The sequence below is a fragment of the Paracoccus kondratievae genome, assembly GCF_009301415.1.
Lineage (GTDB): Bacteria > Pseudomonadota > Alphaproteobacteria > Rhodobacterales > Rhodobacteraceae > Paracoccus > Paracoccus kondratievae.
Map to the genome: position 1 here is coordinate 1,769,494 of NZ_CP045072.1, position 17,964 is coordinate 1,787,457.

Sequence of the window (17,964 nt, forward strand, 5' to 3'; positions counted from 1 at the left end):
GTTTACCGGCTTTACCCAAGCCGCGCGCCGCACTAGCGTTTTCACATGCTGCGCTATCTGATCCGCCGCCTGATATCGCTTGGCCTGAGCCTGCTCGTGGCCTCGGCGCTGATTTTTTCGGTGGTCGCTTTGGTGCCCGGGGACCCCGCCAGCTTTATGCTGGGCACGGGCGCCCAGCCCGAAACGGTGGCCACGCTGCGCCAGCAGATGGGCCTGGATCTGCCGCTGCCCCTGCGCTACCTGCACTGGCTCGGCGGTATTCTGGGCGGTGATCTGGGCCATAGCTTCACTTACAAGACCCCGGTCGCAGGGATGATCCTTGACCGGATGCAGGTCTCGCTGCCGCTGGCGCTGATGGCGCTGGCGCTATCGACGCTGATTGCCCTGCCCATCGGCATGTTCGCTGCCGGACGCCGCGGGCGGGTGGGCGATACGGTGGTGATGGGCGCGACACAGGTCGGGATCGCACTGCCCAATTTCTGGTTCGCCATGCTGTTGGTGCTGGTTTTTGCGGTGAACCTGCGCCTTTTGCCGGCTGGCGGTTTCCCGGGCTGGGATCATCCCGGTGCGGCGCTGAAATCGCTGATCCTGCCCGCTGTGGCGCTGGCCCTGCCGCAGGCCGCGATCCTTGCGCGGGTGCTGCGCTCGGCCCTGATCGAGACGCTGGGACAGGACTATATCCGCACTGCACGCGCCAAGGGGCTGAGCGCGGGTCGGGCCCTGCGCCGCCACGCGCTGCGCAATGCGCTGATTCCGGTACTGACCATCCTTGGCATGCAGTTTTCGTTCCTGCTGGCCGGAGCGATCATCATCGAAAACGTCTTTTACCTGCCGGGGCTTGGCCGCCTGATCTTTCAGGCCATCACCCAGCGCGATCTGATCGTCGTGCAGGGCGCGGTGCTGGTGCTGGTCGCAGCTGTCATCCTTGTCAATTTTCTGGTCGATCTGTCCTACGCGGCCGTCGATCCGAGGCTGCGCAGATGAGGGTATCGCTGATCCTTGGGGCGCTGCTTTCGGGGCTGGCGCTGGTCGCGGCGGCGGTCTCATTCTTTTGGACGCCCGCGGATGTGACCCAGCTGGCAATTGCGCAAAAGCTGCTGCCACCCTCGGCCGAACACTGGTTTGGCACCGACCACTTTGGCCGCGACATGCTGTCGATGATCATGGTCGGTGCGCGCACCTCGATTGCTGTCGCGCTGGTGGCGGTGGGGATCGGTATGGGCTTTGGCGTGCCTTTGGGCCTTGTCGCCGCCGCCCGCAGCGGCAGTTGGCTGGACGAAACGATCATGCGCGGCAATGACCTTGTCTTTGCCTTTCCAAGCCTCGTCATCGCCATCCTTATCACCGCGGCGCTGGGGCCGTCGGCGACGAATGCGATCATCGCCATCGGGATATTCAACATCCCGGTCTTTGCCCGGGTCACGCGCGGGGCCGCCCTGCCGCTGTGGACGCTGGACTATGTCCGGGCAGCGCAGGTCGCGGGCAAGGGCCGCACGCGGATCAGCCTGCAACATATCCTGCCGAATGTCGCCAGCCTGCTGATCGTGCAGGGCACCATCCAGTTCAGCCTGGGCATCCTGGCCGAGGCAGGCCTGTCCTATGTCGGCCTTGGCGCGCAGCCTCCGACGCCAAGCTGGGGCCGGATGCTGGCCGAGGCCCAGACCATGGTCGCGCTGGCCCCGCATGTCGCCGTGATCCCCGGCCTTGCCATCGTGGTGACCGTACTGGGGCTGAACCTGCTTGGGGACGGGTTACGGGACGCTCTGGATCCCAGATTGCGCAGGTCGCCATGATCGAGACCAGCAAGCTTGCCATCAGCATCGGCACTCATGACATCCTGCACGGGATCAGCCTGCGCCTGCCGCCGGGCGAGATCACCGGGCTGGTCGGCGAAAGCGGCTCGGGCAAATCCATGGCGGCGCTGGCGATCATGGGCCTGTTGCCCGAGGGGATGCGCGCCGAGGGCCGGATCGGGCTTGACGGGCTGAACCTGCTTGACCTGCCCGAACGCGAGCTGTGCCGCATCCGGGGCAAGCGCATCGGCATGATCTTTCAAGAGCCGATGACGGCGCTGAACCCGCTGATGACCATCGGCGATCAGGTGGCCGAGGTGCTGCGCATCCATGAGGGTCTGGACCGCAAAACGGCGCTGCTGCGTGCCCGCGACCGGCTGGATCGCGTCGGTCTGACCGCCCCGCGCTTTCCGCTGACGCTTTACCCGCATGAACTATCGGGCGGTCAGCGCCAGCGCGTCGCCATCGCCCTTGCCATCGCCCTGCGCCCGGAACTGCTGATCGCGGATGAGCCGACGACCGCGCTGGACGTGACCACACAAGCCAAGATCCTTGACCTGCTGAAAGAGCTGGTGCGCGACGAGGGGATGGCGCTTTTGCTCATTACCCATGACCTGGCCGTGGTTGCAGGGGTCGCGGATCGCGTTGCGGTGATGCAGCACGGCGTCATCGTCGAAGAGGGGCCGACCGAGCAAGTCTTTCGCCAGCAGCTCCATCCCTATACCCGCGCGCTGTTTGCCGCCTCGACCCATCAGCCGCGGCTGGTGCTGCCATCGGACCAGCCCCGCCCGCTGTTGCAGGTCGAGGGCGCGGTGCGCGAGTACCCCCTGCCCCGTCGCGGCCTGACCGGCAGGCGCGACAGCCTGCGGGCGGTGGACGGCGTCAGCTTTCACATCGACGCCGGAGAGTCGGTTGGACTGGTCGGCGAGTCAGGCTGCGGGAAATCAACGCTGACGCGGGCGATCCTAGGCCTCGACCGGCTGCAGGGCGGTCGCATCCTGCTTGAAGGACAAGAGATCCGCGCCGGTCACGCCATGCCGCCCAATCTGCGCGCCAGGATGCAGGTTGTCTTTCAGGACCCATTCGGCAGTTTCGATCCGCGCTGGACAGTCGAACAGCTTGTGGCCGAACCGTTTCACCTGACCGGCCGCCCCCGCGACTGGCGCGAACAGGTGGCCGAGGCGCTGTTCGAGGTCGGCATCGCTGGGGATGCCATGCGCCGCCATATCCACGAATTTTCCGGCGGCCAGCGCCAGCGTATCGCCATCGCCCGGGCCCTGATCATCAAGCCCAGGCTGATCGTTCTGGACGAGGCGGTCAGCGCGCTTGATGTCCGGGTGCGCGCGCAGGTTTTGGACCTTCTGGCCCAGCTGCGGGTCAGCCATGGCCTGTCCTACCTGTTTATCAGCCATGACCTTTCGGTCGTGCGCCGGATCACCGACCGGGTGATGATCATGGAAAAGGGCCGCATCGTCGAATCCGGCCCCACCCATGCGGTGCTGGAAACGCCCGAACATCCCTATACCGCCAGTCTGCTTGCCGCGACGCCGCAGATCCCCGACGGGTGGAGCGTTCACGAACAGGTCAACGGGGTTGCACTTTCTTTTCCGGAACCTTAGCTGCGGCACTCCCAAAGCTGAACGCAACCAAAGACCACAACCCATGCGCGAAGATCACGGCACAACCGTCCCGGCCAGCGGCAGCAAGGCTGACGGGCCCACGGCCCTGCAGGGCGGCACCGGCGCTTTGCTCCCCGCCATGCCCGAATCACCTATTCCCGATTGGTCGGCCCGCAACCGCACCCCTGATCCGCTGACGCAGCACAGCTCTGACGCCACGGCCGTGCAGTCCCGGCCTGCGGTGAATGATGCGCAAAAGGGTCAGGATCGCGCCAGTGGCAGTGCCCCGGCCGTTACCGAATTTGCAACCATCTGAAATCACAGAAAATTCATTACGACCGGAACGGCCCGCGGTTTTCCAAAAACAACAGGCCCCGCGCTGGCAGGGCCTGTTGCTCCTCCCCTGTTGTGGCGGCCAGCCTCCCCGCGTAGCCGCCTCAGGTAACTGATCTGCTCAGGCGCTGATCAACTCTGCCTGACGCACAATCACTTGTGCCTGACGGATGGACGCGATGTCAACCAGTCGACCTTTGTATACCGTCGCGCCGGCCCCGCTACGCTTGGCCTCTTCCATCGCGGCAAGGATCTCGCGCGCCTCAGTCACGGCCTTTTCGCCAGGCGAAAAGATCTCATTCGCCAGCGCCACCTGCTTGGGATGGATCGCCCATTTTCCGACCATGCCCAAAGTGGCTGAACGCCGGGCCTGAGCGCGAAAGCCCTCATCATCGCTGAAATCGCCAAACGGTCCATCGACCGGCAGCACGCCATGGGTGCGGCAGGCGGCGACAATCGCGGTCTGCGCCCAATGCCACGGATCGGCCCAGTATTTGGCGCCCTCATGCAGCATGTAATAGTTTTCCTGCGTGCCGCCGATCCCGGTCGTGGCCATGCCCATGCTGGCGGCAAAATCTGCCGCGCCAAGGCTCATCGCCTGCAGCCGGGGGCTTGAGGCGGCGATCTCTTCGACATGGGCGATGCCGGCAGCAGATTCGATGATCACTTCCAGCGCAATGCGCCTTGAGCGGCCCTTGGCCGCCTCGACAGCGGTGACCAAGGCATCGACGGCATAGATATCGGCGGCATTGCCGACCTTGGGGATCATGATCTGGTCCAGCCGCTCTCCGGCCTGCTCAAGCAAATCGACCACGTCACGATACCACCAGGGTGTATCCAGACCGTTAATGCGAACCGACAGAGTCTTGTTGCCCCAATTGATATCGCCAATCGCCGCAATCACATTTTTGCGCGCCTGCTCTTTGTCGTCGGGCGCAACCGAATCCTCAAGGTCAAGGTTGATGACATCGGCGGCCGATCCCGCCATCTTTTCAAACAGCGCCTCGCGTGAGCCGGGACCGAAAAGCTGGCAGCGGTTCAGACGTGCGGGCGGAGCGGGTTGCGTGCGGAAGGACATATCTTGCCTTTCGGGTAAGGATGTTTCAATCAGCGCCACCGATGTGATAGATAATTGCTGCGCCAGCATCAAGCTGATTCTGCATCTGCGAAAAACCCAGCGTCTTGACGCCTCGCCGCTTTAGGCGCAGGACCGCGCTGCAAGCCTCTGGGACAGGAGAAACGACATGACCCGCACCGTCTATCTGAATGGCGACTATCTGCCGGAAACCGAAGCCAAGGTCTCGATCTTCGACCGGGGTTTCCTGATGGGTGACGGCGTCTATGAAGTGACGAGTGTGCTGGACGGCAAGATTTTAGAGTTTGCCGGTCACATGGCGCGGCTGACCCGATCACTGGCCGAGCTTGGGATGGGTAACCCCCTTAGCGAAGAGGAATGGCTTGAGGCGCATCGCCAGCTCGTCGCCCGCAATGAGGTGACCGAGGGCATGGTCTATCTGCAAGTGACCCGTGGCAACCCCGGTGACCGCGATTTTGCCTATCCGCCCGAGGAGACGCCGCAAACCGTCGTCATGTTCACCCAGTCCAAACCCGGCCTTGCGGACAATCCGCAGGCGAAAACCGGTGTGCGGGTGATCTCGCTGCCCGACCTGCGCTGGAGCCGCCGCGACATCAAGACGGTGCAGCTGCTTTACCCCTCGATGGCCAAGATGGAGGCCAAGGCCAAGGGCGTCGATGACGCCTGGCTGGTCGAGGATGGCTTCGTGACCGAGGGCACCTCAAACAACACCTATATCGTCAAGGACGGCAAGATCATCACCCGCCAGCTTTCGACCGACATCCTGCACGGCATCACCCGCAGTTCGCTGCTGCGCTACGCAGCCGAAGCGCAGATGCAGATCGAGGAACGCCCCTTCACCATCGCAGAGGCACAGGCAGCCGATGAGGCTTTCTTCACCTCGGCATCGGCTTTCGTGATGCCGGTGGTAGAGGTCGATGGCGTCAAACTCGGCGCGGGCAAGCCCGGCCCGGTGGCGACCCGCCTGCGCGAACTCTATCTGGAAGAATCGCGCAAATCCGCAGTCTGAAGCCCGGATCAGAACCACCTGAACGAACAAGGCGCGGGCACCAACCCCGCGCCTCTTGCTTGCCAGAACCTGAACCGCTGCATTAGCGCGAAGAGGTCTCCCGGACCACGCTGATGTCCCTTACGTCGCGCACTTCCGTATCGCGCAGCACGGCGATCGGTTCGCCATCAAGCAGCAGGCGAACGTCCGAGCCATCCTGAACCAGCTCATAGCGACCTTCGCCTTCGTAATCCTCTGCCAGCGTGACAGTGATGGTATCGGCGCTGCCATAACGGATATCCGCCTCGCCACCGATATCGCTGCGCAGCACCAGCTCATCCGCGCCGCTACCACCATCGACGATATCGCCGGCGCCTGCATGAATGGTGTCATTGCCATCCCCACCCAGCAACGTATCCGGCCGCTCGGGGTCCGATGCATCGGGCGACAGAATCAGGTCATCGCCATCCTCGCCGTCGATAAAGACCGAACCACCATGATCCTCGATACGATCATCACCATCGCCGCCGGTGATCGAATGATTGCCGAGGTTGGTGATGATGGTGTCGTTGCCCGAGGCGCCGTCGATGGTGTCGTTCCCTTCATCCACGCCGGGGTTGTAGGCACCGTAAAGATCATCGTCTTTGCCCAAGTATATTTCGTCATCGCCCGCATCGGCAATCACGGTGTCATTGCCTGCGCCGGTGCCGATCAGATCATTACCCGCACCGCCATTGACCCTGTCATCGCCGTCATAGCTCAGGATGCCGTCATCGCCGTCGGTGCCGGTCATCTCATTATCCTCACCATCACCCTCGATCAGCTTGTCGGGATACAGCCGGGGATCATCCGAGGGACCCTCCGGCGGATGGTCGTCGTCATTGCTCGACACCAGCGAGCCGATGCCGGCAAGGCCAAGAAGGCCGAGCACCAGAAAAATGGTCTCATTCATCGCGAAATCTCCGAAGCGGTCGGCGGCAAGATAAACCGGCCCCGCCCTGCCCCGCAACTGCCCGCATTCCTGCGATGTCTTCCGTGGGCAAATATCCCGCAAGGGGAGGCCGCCGCACCGGCGGCGGACGGGGAACGCGAAGTTCCCCTGCGACCGCGCAGCTCAATGCCCCAGAATCTGGGAAAGGAACAGTTTGGTCCGCTCAGAGCGGGGGTTATTGAAGAACTCCTTGGGAGTGTTCTGCTCGACGATCTGCCCCTGATCCATAAAGATCACCCGATGCGCCACTGCCTGCGCAAAGCCCATTTCATGGGTAACGCACAGCATGGTCATGCCCTCTTCGGCAAGCTCGATCATGGTATCGAGCACCTCCTTGATCATCTCGGGATCCAGGGCCGAGGTCGGCTCGTCAAAAAGCATGATCTTGGGCCGCATGCATAGCGCACGCGCGATCGCTACCCGCTGTTGCTGCCCGCCGGAAAGCTGACCGGGGTATTTGTGGGCCTGATCGGGGATCCTGACCTTGGTCAGGAAATGCATGGCGATCTCTTCGGCCTCGCGCTTGGGAATCTTACGCACCCAGATCGGGGCAAGCGTGCAGTTCTCAAGAATGGTCAGATGCGGAAAGAGATTGAAGTGCTGAAACACCATTCCGACTTCCGAACGCACCTTGTCGATGTTCTTGAGGTCATGTGTCAGCTCGGTCCCATCGACGATGATCTTGCCGGCCTGATGCTCTTCCAGACGGTTGATACAGCGGATCAGCGTCGACTTGCCGGACCCCGAGGGGCCGGCAATGACGATACGCTCACCCCGGCTGACGACCAGATCGATGTCGCGCAGGACGTGAAAAGTGCCGTACCACTTGTTGAGCTTGGCGATTTCGATGGCGGTTTCGCCGGTCATCGCGGGGGCTGCGTTGGTTTGTGCAGTCATGGTTGGCCTCCTTCAGCGGTGGTCGCGCTTCAGCCGGCGTTCCAGATACATGGAATAGCGCGACATGCCGAAGCAGAGGATGAAAAAGATCGCGCCGACAAAGATGTAAGGCTCCCAATAGGCGCCTTTCCATTCAAAGCTTGCGCGGATGGTGTCGGCCATCGCCTTTAACGGATCGAACAACCCGACGAACACGACCAGCGTCGTGTCCTTGAACATGCCGATGAAGGTCGAGACGATGCCAGGGATCGAGATCTTGAGTGCCTGCGGCAGGATGATCAGCCGCTGTGCTTTCCAATAGTCCAGCCCCAGCGCATCGGCTGCCTCGTACTGCCCCTTGGGCAGGGCTGCAAGCCCGCCACGGATCACCTCGGCCATATAGGCCGATGCGAACAGCGTCACCATGATGATGACCCGCAGGATGATGTCGAAATTCGTCCCCGGCGGCAGGAAATAGTTCAGCAGCAGCGACGCCACGAACAGCAACGTGATCAAGGGCACACCGCGGATGAACTCGATGAACATCACCGCCAGCATCTTGATTACCGGCAGGTCCGAACGCCGGGCCAGCGCAAGGATGATCCCTGCCGGCAGGGACAGCGCGATACCCGCAACACCAATGGTGATCGACAGTACGAAACCGCCGAACTGGTCCGACGACACCGGCTGCAATCGCAAGGGCAGCACACCGGCCAGGGACGAGGTCAGGGGTCCGGCAGCGACCAGCCACCAGGCCACGGCCGCGACAACACCCAGCGCAAAGGCCAAAAGGCCGAACCGCACCACCAGCAGGCGCCAGACGATAAAGCCGATCACGAAACCGGCCAGTGCCGCAATCTCACCCCACAGCGAACCGCCCCAAAGCAGCCAGACTGCGATGAACGGATAAACCAGGGTCGCCAGCAGCGACCAGCCGGGGCGGGTCTCGATCAGCGCGCTCCAGCCCAGCATGACCAGCGCGGCAGCCAGCAGCACCGCGCCGCCCGCGCCAAGCAGGCTGGCAACCAGCAGCGTCAGCACCACCGCCAGGCCTAGCACGATGCGTCGCGCCCGCTCGCTGTCCGCAAACAGCACCGGAGCAAGCGCAAGGAACAACAGGCCAAAGGCCAGCACCGGCCGCCAGTAAAGCGTCTGCGGATAAAAGCCGAACAGGAACTGATTCCAGCGATGTTTGATGATGGCAAAGCAGGCGCCATCCGTCCCCTGCCCCCAGGTCTCGGCAATGATCTGGCGGCATTCTGCCATGCTGTTTGCGTTCCAGACCCCGTGAACAAGCCATGGCCCGACAATGCTGGCCACCAGCCAGACAATGCCAAGACCGATCAGGGTCAGGACGATGTTCAGCGGCCCCGAAAACAGGTTCTCGCGCAGCCATTTGATCGCCCCGGTCTCGGCCAGAGGCGGAGGTTCGGGCGGCAGCATGGTTTCGCGTACATAGGCAACGGTTTCTGCATGAGTGTCGCTCATCTCACCGCTCCTTCAGCTTGACGCGGCTGTTGAAGATGTTCATCCCGCCCGAAATGATCAGGCTTAGTGCCAGATAGATGCCCATCATCAGCACCATGCATTCCATCTCGCGTCCGGTCTGGTTCAGCGTGGTACCGCCCAGCGTGCCGCGCAGATCCATATAGCCGACCGCGATGGCCAGAGAACTGTTCTTGGTCAGGTTCAGATACTGCGAAATCAGCGGCGGCACGATCACCCGCAGCGCCTGGGGCAGCACCACCAGCGACATGGTCCGGCGTGGCCTCAGCCCCAGCGCGAATGCCGCCTCGGTCTGACCACGGCTGACAGCCAGAATGCCGCCGCGCACGATCTCGGCGATAAAAGCGCCGGTATAAAGGGTCAGCGCCAGCCACAGAACCACCAGCGCGTTATCAAGATTTATGCCATCGGCAAAGTTGAAGCCGCGCAGCACCGGCGGCACCAGATGCAGGCCGAAATACCAGGTCAACAGCAGCAGCGGCACGGCAAAGATCGCAAGGCTGATCCACCAGGTCGTCGGGCGGGTCCCGGTCCGGTCCTGCACCGCCTGCGCCCAGACCCGCAACCGCCGCCAGGCGATCCATGCGACAACGATGACCACGACATAGGCGATCAGCGCCCAGCTGATCGCTTCGCGCCCCAGGGCGATGGTGCCCGGCGGGTTGGTCATGCCCAGTGAGGGGATGGCGGTATAGCGGTTCGTCGGCGCGATCAGGTCAAACAGGATCATCTGCGCCGCAGGATTTTCGCCGCGATAGGCGTTCGGTGCGGGCATGACCTCGGTAAAGATCGCAAGGCAGACGAGAATCCACAAAAGCACCGGGATATTGCGAAACACCTCGACATAGATCGTCATCAGCCGCGCGATCAGCCAGTTCGAGGATAGTCTTAACACACCGACGACCACGCCCAGCACAGTGGCCGCAATGCAGCCCAACAGGGAAACCAGCAGCGTGTTCAGCAGCCCCACGATGGTGGCGCGCAGATGGGTGTCGTCTGAGTTGTAGGGAATGAGCTGTTGCGGAATGTCATATCCCGCACGGCGGAATAGAAAGTCAAAGCTGAGCGTTTTGCCCATCGCGGACAGGTTGCGCAGCGTGTTGTCGATCAGCCAGCTCGCCATCACCATGACAAGGATGAAGACAATCGCCTGCAAGGTCAGCGAGCGGTAGCGCCGATCATAGATCAGCATCGACAACCGGAACGGCGGATGGTCCGCCCCCGTGTAAGTCACCATATTTTAACCCCCTGTTTCCGGCTTGGATGTCGGGCCTTTGGCCTCTGTACTGCCGGTCAAGCCTGGGGGCGCCCGGGGGCATAGGGGCCCCCGCGCGCCCTTTTTCAGATGCGATTACCGGAAGGGCATCGCATACATCAGGCCTCCCTGGGTCCATTGAGCGTTCAGGCCGCGCGCAAGGCCAATGGGGGTCTGCTCGCCAATGGTGGCAGCAAAGATTTCGCCATAGTTTCCGCCGGCCTTGATCGCCCGCTTGGCCCATTCGGCATCTAGGCCGATCATCTTGCCCAGCTCATCGGTCGTGCCCAGCAGACGCTGAACCTCGGGGTTGTTCGAGCTTTTTGCCAGCTCGTCGATATTGGCCGAGGTGACGCCGTATTCCTCGGCCGCGATCAGCGCGTAAAGGGTCCAGCGCGCGATATCAGCCCAGTTGCTGTCGCCATGGCGGACCGCCGGGCCGAGAGGCTCTTTCGAGATGATCTCGGGCAGGATGATGTGGTTTTCCGGGTCGGCAAAGCTTGCGCGCGTCGCGGCAAGACCTGATGCATCGGTCGTATAGGCATCGCAGGCGCCGGCCAGATACTGCTGCTCGCCCTCGGCATTGCTGTCGATGTTGACCGGCTGATACTCCATGTTGTTGGCTTTGAAGTAATCTGCCAGGTTCAGCTCGGTCGTGGTGCCGGTCTGGATGCAGATCGTCGCGCCGTTCAGCTCTTTGGCCGAGGACACGCCCAGATCTTTACGCACCATGAAGCCCTGACCATCGTAATAGTTCACGCCGATGAAATCGAGCTTGAGGTCGGTATCGCGCTGGAAGGTCCAGGTCGAGTTGCGGGCCAGAATGTCCACCTCGCCCGAGGAAAGGGCGGTGAACCGGGTCTGGCCGGTGGTCGGCACATATTTGATCTTGGTGGCATCGCCAAGAACGGCCGCAGCCAGCGCCTTGCAGAACGAAACGTCAAAGCCCGACCAGTTCCCGTTCGCATCGGGGGCGGCAAAACCGATCAGGCCGGTGTTCACGCCGCAATTCAGCACGCCGCGGGCCTTGACCTCTTTCAGCGTGTCTCCCTCTGCGGCCAGCGCGCCCGAGGCCGCCAGGGCGACCGCTGTCACAGAGCCGAAGAATACGGATTTCTTCATAGATTTCCCCACTGTTGTTCCCGGTCCCGCCGAGGAATGAGCCGTAACTGGGCCATTGGCGGGCCCGGTTTATGCAAGGAGGCTTTATACCCCCATAAGCGGCATTGTGCCGATAGGGGGCCATGCGTCAAGAAAGAACCCAAACCAGACGGTTCAGCTGCGACTAAGCTGCCAGAACCGTTCGGAACTGCGCAGGGCGACCAGACGGTTCTGGGCCGCCTCATCGGCCTCGGTATCCCGACCCCATCGTTGTGCCTGAAATTCTTCATCAATTCGTGACAGCGCATGGGCCGTATCAGCGTCGATCCGGCCCCGGATTACCGCCAGTCCAAGGACCAGCGAACCAGGCAGCGTCACAAGATCGTGCAACGCCGTCAGGCCGAATGGATCAAGCTCTGCCACCTCGGCATGCAGTTTTCCCAGCACCGCTGGTTCCTGTGGCACGGGAATCACGCCATGGGTGATGCGCAGGGGCGCCTTCAGTTCGGTCGCGGCCCAGTCGATCAGCGGGTCCCAGCCCTCGGCCTGGGCGCGGACAAGTGTTTCGGGCGCGTCGGCACGATAGGATAAAAGGTCGGTTCCGCCATATTCAGCAAGCATTGCCGCGACCTGGGCAAATTGCGGGATCACCTTTTCAATGGCCGAGTTCGCGGCACGGGTCAGCGGCATGTCCTGAGGATTGATCACATCCTCGACCGTCTGCCATTCTTCGGCAATGGCTTCGGCCAAAGCCCCAGCCGGCAGGATCAGCGGTTGCTTGCCCGGCGTGCGCAAGGGCCGCTCGTCCAAAAGAACCGTCCAGCCCCCGGCTTCCTTGCGCAGGTTCACGGATTTCCAGAACCGGCGCGCCTTCCATTCACTCATTCGCCCACTCCAACAGGGCGCGGGTCAGGGCGGGATAGTCCGGGGCGACCAGCCGCGCACCGGCCGCGTGCAGATCCTCGGCCGGGTGAAAGCCCCACTGGACGCCGAACCCGGCAACACCCGCCGCCCGCGCCATTTCCATATCGAAAACAGTATCGCCGATCATCACCGCCCGCCCGGCCTTGACCCCGGTTTCGGAAAGCGCGCTTTCCAGCATCGCCGGATGTGGTTTCGAAGGATGCCCGTCCGCCGATTGCCGGGTGATAAAACGTCGCGTCAGCCCATGCGCATCAAGGGTCGCCGCCAGCCCCCGCGCTGGCTTGCCGGTGGCAATACCCAAAAGCACCTCGTCCATCGCCGCCAGCGCATCCAGACAGTCCAGCGCGCCGGGATACAGCGGCGGCCGTGCCCCTGCCAGCCGTTCCGCGATGAATGCTTCGCGGTAGCCAGCGACGACGCGCTCGTGCAGGTCTGGCCCGGCCTCCGGCAACAGCCGCGCCACCGCCACCGGCAGTGACAGACCGACGATGGACAGGATGCGCGCCGGCTCCATCTCGGGCAGGCCTGCGCCTGCCATGGCGCTGTTCATCGCATGGGTAATCTCATGCTGGCTGTCAACCAGCGTGCCGTCGATGTCAAAGATGACCAGTTTCATGTTGCCTCGGCAAATGGGTCCTCGGGCACATCGTTTTCCGACCAGCCCAGTGTTTTCCACGTCCGGACCATGTGGTCGGGCAAGGGCGCGGTCACAGTGATCAGCTTTTTGGTGATCGGATGCTCGAAACGGATCATCCGAGCGTGCAGATGCAGTTTGCGGCTGATCTCACCGCCAAGCTGGGCGCCCCATCCGTCACCGGGGTTTTCCTGACCCGAACCGCCATATTTGCCGTCGCCCACAATGGGATGGCCGATCCCGGCCATATGGGCGCGCAGCTGATGGGTGCGGCCCGTCACCGGGACCATGGCAACCCATGCCGTGCGGCTGCCCAAAGCGTCCAGCACCGCAAAATCGGTATGGGCGCGCTTGGCCCCTTCGGTCGAGGCGACGGCAGAAGGATGCACGGTCATCATCTTTTCGCCTTCGCCGCCGCGCCCACGTCCCGGTGCCTTGACCAGCCCGTATTTGATCGACCCCATGCGCGGGCTGGGCACGCCGGCCACCGCCGCCCAGTAGATCTTGCGGGTCAGGCGATGACGAAACGCTTCGGACAAAGAGCGTGCGATCCGGTCGGTGCGCGCCAGCAGCAAAACACCCGAGGTGTCCTTATCCAGACGGTGCACCAGCTTGGGCCGGTCCTTGTAGCCAAACATCAGCGCCGCGGTCAGCCCGTCCACGTGCCGGTCCCCCTGCCCCGAACCACCCTGAGAAGGCAGGCCCGGAGGCTTGTTCAGCGCAATGATATGTTCGTCGCGCCACAAGACGCAGGACTGGATCATCTCGGCATCGGACTGTTTCACCGCCGCCCTGGGACGGGCGGGCACAGGTCCCGAGGCCGCCACAGGCAACGGCGGCACACGTACCTCCTGGCCCGCCTCAATGCGGGTATTGGCCTTGACCCGTCCACCATCGACGCGCAACTGACCGGTGCGGCACCATTTCTCGACCGCGCCCTGGGTCAGCTGGGGAAAACGCTTTTTCAGCCAGCGGTCGATACGCTGATCGCCTTCGTCCGCGCTGACGCGGATGGTTTGCACGCCGCTCACGAGAACAGCCCCCGACCAATGACCAGCCCCATGACCACCGCCGCAAGCGACAGGATCACCGAGCACAGCACATAACCCAGCGCAACCGCGCCCGCGCCACGCTCCCACAGCGTTGCCGTATCCAGTGCAAACGCGGAAAAGGTCGTAAAGCCGCCCAGCACCCCGGTCAGCAGAAAGGGCGCGAGATGCTGCCCGCCGCGATGCGCGAGCAAGGCCGCAAGCAGCCCCATCGCCAGGCAGCCGACGATGTTCACGATCAACGTGCCCAGAGGAAAACCCTGTGTCATCCGCCCGGCCAGAATATTGACGCCATAGCGCGCAGCGGACCCCAAGGCCCCGCCCAGCCCGACCTGAAGAAATGTATGTGTCATGCCTTGTCCTCTGTCCGCCGCTTCTGGCGCAGCCCGGCGAACCATTCAACGCGCTTTTTCAACTCACGCTCGAAACCGCGTTCGACAGGCAGATAGAAAACCGGCCGCTTCATGTCGTCGGGGAAATAATTCTGACCCGAGAATCCGTCCTCGGCGTCGTGGTCATAGCGATAGCCCGCACCATAGCCCTGATCGGCCATCAATCCGGTCGGTGCGTTCAGAATATGCTTGGGCGGCATCTGGCTGCCCGAGCGTCGCGCCAGATCTCGCGCCGCTTTATAGGCGACATAGCCGGCATTCGATTTGGGCGCCAGCGCCAGATAGATCGTGGCCTGCGCCAGCGCCAGCTCTCCCTCGGGGCTGCCCAGCCGTTCGTAAAGTGCCCAGGCGTCAAGGCAATGGCGTTGCGCGGCAGGATCGGCCAGGCCGATATCCTCGACCGCCATACGGGTCAGGCGGCGGGCGAGATAGCGCGGGTCCTCTCCGCCTTCGAGCATACGCGACAACCAGTACAGCGCCGCATCGGGATCACTTCCACGCACCGATTTGTGCAGGGCCGAGATCAGGTTGTAATGCTCATCACCCGACTTGTCGTATTTCGCCGCGCGCCTCATCAAACGTTGCGCCAGTTGGTCGGTGTCGAGCTTGCCCGGGACCCGCCAGGCCATCACCTGCTCGATCAGGTTCAGCGCGGCGCGGCCATCGCCATCTGCCATCTCCAGCAGCCGGTCGCGCGCCTCGGCGGTCAGGGGCAGCGGGCGATCAAGCTCTTTCTCGGCCCGCTGCGCCAGACGTTCCATATCGGCAAGGCTCAGCCGCTCCAGCACGATGACCTGAGCGCGGGACAACAGCGCGGCGTTCAGCTCAAAACTAGGGTTTTCGGTAGTGGCACCGACCAGCGTGATGGTGCCATCCTCCATATGCGGCAGGAAACTGTCCTGCTGCGCCTTGTTGAAACGATGGATCTCGTCCACGAACAAAAGCGTGCCCCTGCCTTGCTGGTGACGCAGACGGGCTGCGTCAAAAACCTTGCGCAGTTCGGGCACACCCGAAAAAATCGCCGAGATCTGCACGAAAGCCAGGTCGGTTTCCTGTGCGAGCAGACGCGCGATGGTGGTTTTCCCAACCCCCGGCGGCCCCCAGAGAATCAGCGACGACAGGCTGCCGGCATGCAGCATGGCGCCAAGTGGCCCGTCCGGGCCCAGCACCTTGTCCTGACCAACGACATCAGCCAGCCGTGCCGGCCGAATCCGGTCGGCCAGAGGACGCGCCACAGCGCGCGCAGGTTCGCCCGAGGCGGGCGCGGTATCAAACAGATCAGCCATGCGGACGGTATGTTACGCCGCCCGCATCATCGGCGAAAGGCCCTGCACCCGATGCCGCGCATCAGTGCATCTTTGCCGCAAGGTTGATCGAGACACACTGGAAGTAACCGTCATCAATCCAGACCACCGGCCCCATGGCCTGCGCATCAAGCCCGCAGGGTACCAGCCAACGCGGCCAGTTCGAGGCGACAAGGCACACCAGACGCGTGGCACCCAGATTACGCGCCGAGTTCGTCATCTCTTGCACCAGGTTCAGGTGAACGCGGCGACGTTCACGCTGGGGGACGTCGTGATTGACGAACAGCCTGCTTGCCTCCCACGTCCCGGGATCGACCGGGGCCGGCTCATCAAGCAGGTTCTGAGGGATCGAACCGCCCAGAAGATCAAGCTGGGCATCGCGAATCATGTAAGAGTACATGCCGCAGTGCGCCGTGGTGGGCGTCAGCCGAACTCCAGCCAGTACCTGCCCATTCTGATGGATCGCCACCCAACGGCTCATCGGGGTGTCGTATTGATCGAACTCCATATCGTCCGTCTGGGGCAGATCCCAGCACTTCTGGACGATGAAGCTTTGCTTGCGTGCACGAAAGATGTTCGCGAACAGCTCGCCATGGATGTGCAGGTTAGCAAAGGAAAGGGTGGTGGTCTGCATGCTCTTCTCCTGGGGTTGCGGTGGTACTGGCCCCCAGGTGTAAACCGCAATGGTTAACGCAACGTCCTACAGCAGGCGGTAGTCCTTGGCCCGTTGCAGCGCTTCGGCAGTCGTTCTTGCCATCAGCCTTTCGCGCGCCGAGATCAGACGAGCTTTGAATGCGCTTTCCGTAATACCAAGCTTTGCAGCCGCCGCTGCATGACGATCGCCCTCTGCGATACACCGAAGGGCCTCTTGCTGAGCCTTCGTCAGGCTCTCCGGCGGCTCCGTAATTTCGTGAAGCCGACGTATCGTCGCCGAGATCACATCAATCTCATCATCCGTGAACTCCCGCCTGTCATGAGCAAAGGCAGCGATGGTACGCGACTTGATCGGCCCATGAGCCACCACCACACCATAAGGCAGGCCGTGATCTGCTGCGTCCTGAAGGATCGAAAAGGGGTCGGGAATCGGCAGCACGCTCCAGCGGCATACGCCTGTTGTCGAGAATCCCCAGGCAATCGTCGGGTCGCGCAAGGCATAGGCGCGCTCGGAATAACGCTGCGTCCACTCCTTGTTATAGGTCTGGAACTGCATCAGGGGCGCAGCAAAGCGGATGTGCAAACCGATAAAGTAGCCCGCGGGGGCCAGCTTTTTCAGTTTGGCGAGTGCTGCGTTGATTTCCGCGCGAGACGACATGACTATTTGTACAGATTGCTTTTACCTCAGGTCATCAAGAAAATTGGCATGTATTACAGGGTATTCAAGCAATACTGTATTAAGAAGCAACGTTTTTTCTGCCGCCGTCGTCTCTCCTCGTCGGCGCCGGGGGTTGTTGTCATCTTCGCAGACACCAATGACGGCCCGGCGCACCCCTGTTTTCCATACCTTTTCCATAAGCCGCCACAACTATTTGAAGAACTGTAGAAATTCTATCTACCGTTGCTTGCAGAGCTTGTTGTGGCAACTGTTGCAAAAAGGCCCGCAGCCATCTGGCGTGGCTGCGGGCCCAAGATTCGCTTAACCGCAAGAAACGGTTAGACTTCTCACGATTCGTCGGTGGCCGATTCGGCTTCCAGACGGGCACGGTCAGCCGCACCCTTGGCGCTGGTGTCGCGCTCGACGAACTCGATGATCGCCATGGGTGCCATGTCGCCATAGCGGAAACCGGCTTTCAGAACACGGACATAGCCGCCCTGACGGTCTTTGTAGCGCGGGCCGAGAATCTCGAACAGTTTGGCAACGTGGCTGTCCTGTTTCAGCTGGGCAGCCGCCTGACGGCGGGCGTGCAGGTCGCCGCGCTTGGCCAGCGTGATCAGCTTCTCGATGACGGGGCGCAGTTCCTTGGCCTTGGGCAGAGTGGTCTTGATCTGCTCATGCTCGATCAGCGAGCCAGCCATGTTGGCGAACAGCGCCTTGCGGTGTTCGTGGGTACGGTTCAGACGGCGATAACCGCGGGCGTGACGCATGATATGTCTCCTTTACGTCTT

At 62.4% G+C, this 17,964-nt stretch carries 19 protein-coding genes; 5 read left to right on the top strand and 14 right to left on the bottom strand.

The window, feature by feature from the left end; all coding sequences use genetic code 11:
* Nucleotides 1–45: 45 nt before the first annotated feature.
* Genes F8A10_RS08835 through F8A10_RS08850 form a run of 4 tightly spaced genes read left to right on the top strand, consistent with a single transcriptional unit; the run spans nucleotide 46 to nucleotide 3,728 of the window.
* Entirely contained in the window at nucleotides 46–984 is a 939-nt protein-coding gene (locus F8A10_RS08835; protein ID WP_010395644.1) for an ABC transporter permease, read from the top strand.
* A complete protein-coding gene (locus tag F8A10_RS08840) occupies nucleotides 981–1,793 on the top strand; it encodes an ABC transporter permease (protein WP_010395647.1) in 813 nt (270 codons plus the stop codon). Before F8A10_RS08835 ends, F8A10_RS08840 begins: the two co-directional genes overlap by 4 nt.
* Nucleotides 1,790–3,412, top strand: a complete 1,623-nt coding sequence (locus tag F8A10_RS08845) for an ABC transporter ATP-binding protein (protein ID WP_152367152.1) — start codon at nucleotides 1,790–1,792, stop codon at nucleotides 3,410–3,412. The genes F8A10_RS08840 and F8A10_RS08845 overlap by 4 nt, the downstream gene beginning before the upstream one ends.
* A gap of 43 nt (nucleotides 3,413–3,455) precedes the next feature.
* Nucleotides 3,456–3,728, top strand: a complete 273-nt coding sequence (locus F8A10_RS08850) for a hypothetical protein (RefSeq protein ID WP_085502293.1) — start codon at nucleotides 3,456–3,458, stop codon at nucleotides 3,726–3,728.
* 138 nt (nucleotides 3,729–3,866) lie between these two features.
* Here the strand turns inward: F8A10_RS08850 and F8A10_RS08855 are convergent, their stop codons facing one another.
* The gene (locus F8A10_RS08855) at nucleotides 3,867–4,823 is read right to left on the bottom strand and encodes an L-malyl-CoA/beta-methylmalyl-CoA lyase (protein WP_010395653.1); all 957 of its coding nucleotides are present in this window, start codon (nucleotides 4,821–4,823) and stop codon (nucleotides 3,867–3,869) included.
* A 166-nt stretch (nucleotides 4,824–4,989) separates the two neighbouring features.
* Here F8A10_RS08855 and F8A10_RS08860 point away from each other — a divergent pair, with 166 nt between their 5' ends.
* Complete coding sequence (locus F8A10_RS08860) at nucleotides 4,990–5,850, top strand: D-amino-acid transaminase (RefSeq protein ID WP_152367153.1); 861 nt, start codon at nucleotides 4,990–4,992, stop codon at nucleotides 5,848–5,850.
* 82 nt (nucleotides 5,851–5,932) lie between these two features.
* Here F8A10_RS08860 and F8A10_RS08865 read toward each other — a convergent pair whose 3' ends face one another.
* The 13 genes from F8A10_RS08865 to rplQ all read right to left on the bottom strand — a co-directional run bounded on the left by F8A10_RS08865 (nucleotide 5,933) and on the right by rplQ (nucleotide 17,943).
* Complete coding sequence (locus F8A10_RS08865; RefSeq protein ID WP_050804180.1) at nucleotides 5,933–6,781, bottom strand: calcium-binding protein; 849 nt, start codon at nucleotides 6,779–6,781, stop codon at nucleotides 5,933–5,935.
* 162 nt (nucleotides 6,782–6,943) lie between these two features.
* Nucleotides 6,944–7,717, bottom strand: a complete 774-nt coding sequence (locus F8A10_RS08870) for an amino acid ABC transporter ATP-binding protein (RefSeq protein WP_029371931.1) — start codon at nucleotides 7,715–7,717, stop codon at nucleotides 6,944–6,946.
* 12 nt (nucleotides 7,718–7,729) lie between these two features.
* Nucleotides 7,730–9,184: an amino acid ABC transporter permease gene (locus tag F8A10_RS08875; RefSeq protein WP_152367154.1), complete on the bottom strand. Its 1,455-nt coding sequence runs from the start codon at nucleotides 9,182–9,184 to the stop codon at nucleotides 7,730–7,732.
* 1 nt (nucleotide 9,185) lies between these two features.
* Nucleotides 9,186–10,439, bottom strand: a complete 1,254-nt coding sequence (locus tag F8A10_RS08880; RefSeq protein ID WP_010395663.1) for an amino acid ABC transporter permease — start codon at nucleotides 10,437–10,439, stop codon at nucleotides 9,186–9,188.
* 114 nt (nucleotides 10,440–10,553) lie between these two features.
* The gene (locus F8A10_RS08885; protein ID WP_010395665.1) at nucleotides 10,554–11,579 is read right to left on the bottom strand and encodes an amino acid ABC transporter substrate-binding protein; all 1,026 of its coding nucleotides are present in this window, start codon (nucleotides 11,577–11,579) and stop codon (nucleotides 10,554–10,556) included.
* A gap of 153 nt (nucleotides 11,580–11,732) precedes the next feature.
* Nucleotides 11,733–12,443 (bottom strand): ATP12 family chaperone protein, encoded by a 711-nt coding sequence (locus tag F8A10_RS08890; RefSeq protein ID WP_152367155.1) that lies wholly within the window; start codon nucleotides 12,441–12,443, stop codon nucleotides 11,733–11,735.
* On the bottom strand, nucleotides 12,436–13,098 hold the full coding sequence (locus tag F8A10_RS08895) for an HAD-IA family hydrolase (RefSeq protein ID WP_152367156.1): 663 nt from the start codon (nucleotides 13,096–13,098) through the stop codon (nucleotides 12,436–12,438). The genes F8A10_RS08890 and F8A10_RS08895 overlap by 8 nt, the downstream gene beginning before the upstream one ends.
* Complete coding sequence (locus tag F8A10_RS08900; protein ID WP_010395671.1) at nucleotides 13,095–14,147, bottom strand: RluA family pseudouridine synthase; 1,053 nt, start codon at nucleotides 14,145–14,147, stop codon at nucleotides 13,095–13,097. Before F8A10_RS08900 ends, F8A10_RS08895 begins: the two co-directional genes overlap by 4 nt.
* Nucleotides 14,144–14,518: a fluoride efflux transporter CrcB gene (gene crcB, locus F8A10_RS08905; protein ID WP_010395674.1), complete on the bottom strand. Its 375-nt coding sequence runs from the start codon at nucleotides 14,516–14,518 to the stop codon at nucleotides 14,144–14,146. The genes F8A10_RS08900 and crcB overlap by 4 nt, the downstream gene beginning before the upstream one ends.
* Nucleotides 14,515–15,843: a replication-associated recombination protein A gene (locus F8A10_RS08910; RefSeq protein ID WP_010395676.1), complete on the bottom strand. Its 1,329-nt coding sequence runs from the start codon at nucleotides 15,841–15,843 to the stop codon at nucleotides 14,515–14,517. Before F8A10_RS08910 ends, crcB begins: the two co-directional genes overlap by 4 nt.
* Before the next feature lie 61 nt (nucleotides 15,844–15,904).
* On the bottom strand, nucleotides 15,905–16,495 hold the full coding sequence (locus F8A10_RS08915; RefSeq protein ID WP_010395678.1) for an acyl-homoserine-lactone synthase: 591 nt from the start codon (nucleotides 16,493–16,495) through the stop codon (nucleotides 15,905–15,907).
* 66 nt (nucleotides 16,496–16,561) lie between these two features.
* Entirely contained in the window at nucleotides 16,562–17,173 is a 612-nt protein-coding gene (locus F8A10_RS08920) for a helix-turn-helix transcriptional regulator (protein ID WP_010395680.1), read from the bottom strand.
* A gap of 347 nt (nucleotides 17,174–17,520) precedes the next feature.
* A complete protein-coding gene (gene rplQ / locus F8A10_RS08925) occupies nucleotides 17,521–17,943 on the bottom strand; it encodes a 50S ribosomal protein L17 (RefSeq protein ID WP_010395682.1) in 423 nt (140 codons plus the stop codon).
* Between the last annotated feature and the right edge of the window lie 21 nt (nucleotides 17,944–17,964).

Coding starts and splice junctions, on each gene's coding strand:
- F8A10_RS08885 (WP_010395665.1), bottom strand. CDS start 11,579: ATGAAGAAATCCGTATTCTTCGGCTCTGTGACAGCGGTCGCCCTGGCG.
- F8A10_RS08880 (WP_010395663.1), bottom strand. CDS start 10,439: ATGGTGACTTACACGGGGGCGGACCATCCGCCGTTCCGGTTGTCGATG.
- F8A10_RS08895 (WP_152367156.1), bottom strand. CDS start 13,098: ATGAAACTGGTCATCTTTGACATCGACGGCACGCTGGTTGACAGCCAG.
- F8A10_RS08860 (WP_152367153.1), top strand. CDS start 4,990: ATGACCCGCACCGTCTATCTGAATGGCGACTATCTGCCGGAAACCGAA.
- F8A10_RS08835 (WP_010395644.1), top strand. CDS start 46: ATGCTGCGCTATCTGATCCGCCGCCTGATATCGCTTGGCCTGAGCCTG.
- F8A10_RS08865 (WP_050804180.1), bottom strand. CDS start 6,781: ATGAATGAGACCATTTTTCTGGTGCTCGGCCTTCTTGGCCTTGCCGGC.
- F8A10_RS08890 (WP_152367155.1), bottom strand. CDS start 12,443: ATGAGTGAATGGAAGGCGCGCCGGTTCTGGAAATCCGTGAACCTGCGC.
- F8A10_RS08840 (WP_010395647.1), top strand. CDS start 981: ATGAGGGTATCGCTGATCCTTGGGGCGCTGCTTTCGGGGCTGGCGCTG.
- F8A10_RS08845 (WP_152367152.1), top strand. CDS start 1,790: ATGATCGAGACCAGCAAGCTTGCCATCAGCATCGGCACTCATGACATC.
- F8A10_RS08870 (WP_029371931.1), bottom strand. CDS start 7,717: ATGACTGCACAAACCAACGCAGCCCCCGCGATGACCGGCGAAACCGCC.
- F8A10_RS08920 (WP_010395680.1), bottom strand. CDS start 17,173: ATGTCGTCTCGCGCGGAAATCAACGCAGCACTCGCCAAACTGAAAAAG.
- F8A10_RS08850 (WP_085502293.1), top strand. CDS start 3,456: ATGCGCGAAGATCACGGCACAACCGTCCCGGCCAGCGGCAGCAAGGCT.
- F8A10_RS08915 (WP_010395678.1), bottom strand. CDS start 16,495: ATGCAGACCACCACCCTTTCCTTTGCTAACCTGCACATCCATGGCGAG.
- F8A10_RS08855 (WP_010395653.1), bottom strand. CDS start 4,823: ATGTCCTTCCGCACGCAACCCGCTCCGCCCGCACGTCTGAACCGCTGC.
- rplQ (WP_010395682.1), bottom strand. CDS start 17,943: ATGCGTCACGCCCGCGGTTATCGCCGTCTGAACCGTACCCACGAACAC.
- F8A10_RS08910 (WP_010395676.1), bottom strand. CDS start 15,843: ATGGCTGATCTGTTTGATACCGCGCCCGCCTCGGGCGAACCTGCGCGC.
- F8A10_RS08875 (WP_152367154.1), bottom strand. CDS start 9,184: ATGAGCGACACTCATGCAGAAACCGTTGCCTATGTACGCGAAACCATG.
- crcB (WP_010395674.1), bottom strand. CDS start 14,518: ATGACACATACATTTCTTCAGGTCGGGCTGGGCGGGGCCTTGGGGTCC.